Genomic DNA, 1,155 nt, shown 5'->3' with positions numbered 1-1,155 from the left:
TGGCCATTTGACCAGGGGCCGCGCCGGGTCCAGGACCTGCGGGTCCCGCTGTGTGCTCGTCAGGGGGCGGTGGTGATGGAGGCGGGCCGGGTGTTCAGCAGCGCCAGGCAGTTGGCCCACAGTGCGCCGAGCGGTGAGGTGGTGTTGTAGAGCTTGGCGAACAGCACCTGGCCCTCCAGTTGCGCGACCACGGCCCGGGCTGATTCGCGGGTGTCGGTGGACGGTGATCTCCCCCCGGCCCTCGGCCTCGGTGACCACTGCTTCGATCATGTCGACCTGGTCCTCGAAGATCTCTTTGAGCCGGTCGCGGACGGTCTCGCTCTGGTTGCACATCTCCAGGGAGAGGTTGCCGAGCATGCAGCCCGCGATCGTTCCGCGGACCTCCCGGCCGGCCCGGTACTCCGCCTCGGTCGCCTCGAAGAGCCGGCGCAGACGCTGGAGGGGCGGTTCCGTGTCGTCCGCCAGGAGGCTGGTCCAGCCGCGTCGTTCGGCGGCCCAGTGCTCGTCGAGCACGGTGAGTGCGAGGGCTTCCTTGGACTCGAAGAAGTAGTAGAAGCTCCCCTTGGGTACCTCGGCCGCCTTGCAGATCTCGGCGACGCCGAGCGCCGAGTAGCCGCGCAGCTCGATGAGTGACTGCGCAGTGTCGAGGATCTTCCTCCTGGCGTCGCTTGTCCGGCCCATGAGGTAAGTATACGACCGATCGTCTATAAACGGGAGCGGGTTGGATCGGCCGAGACTCCGGGGCGGGTCGGCCTTTGACACCTGTCGACCCGTCGTCTAGCTTCGAATAGGCGACCGGTCGTCTTGTAGAGGTCCGGCCGACTCTCTCGCCGAACCCTCGACAACGAAACGGAGAACGCCGCTCATGGCCACCGTGAAGCTCGCGATCGTCTTCTACTCGTCCACCGGCACGATCACGGAGATCGCCAAGGAGCTGCGCGACGCCGGTGTGAAGGCGGGCGCCGAGGTGCGTCTGCTGAAGGTGGCCGAGCTGGCCCCGCGGGCCGCCATCGACTCCAATCCGGCCTGGGCCGCCAACCACGCCGCCATCGCCGACATCCCCGAGGCCACCCCGGAGGACATCGAGTGGGCCGACGCGGTGGTCTTCGGCACGCCGACCCGCTTCGGCAACGTCTCCTCGCAGCTGAAGCAGTT

1 protein-coding gene and 1 pseudogene are annotated in these 1,155 nt (G+C 67.5%); one reads left to right on the top strand and one right to left on the bottom strand.

Annotated features, from left to right (window positions below):
* Nucleotides 1-59: 59 nt before the first annotated feature.
* A pseudogene (locus ACZ5DC_RS40555) lies at nt 60-681 on the bottom strand (TetR/AcrR family transcriptional regulator).
* A gap of 184 nt (nt 682-865) precedes the next feature.
* Here ACZ5DC_RS40555 and ACZ5DC_RS40550 point away from each other — a divergent pair.
* On the top strand, nt 866-1,155 hold a 290-nt coding region (locus ACZ5DC_RS40550; protein WP_468661500.1), incomplete at its 3' end, for a flavodoxin family protein.

The sequence above is a fragment of the Streptomyces sp. NPDC031445 genome, from assembly GCF_055581365.1.
The sequence above is the reverse complement of the archived record's forward strand: the minus strand, read 5'-3'. Positions and strand labels throughout refer to the sequence as shown.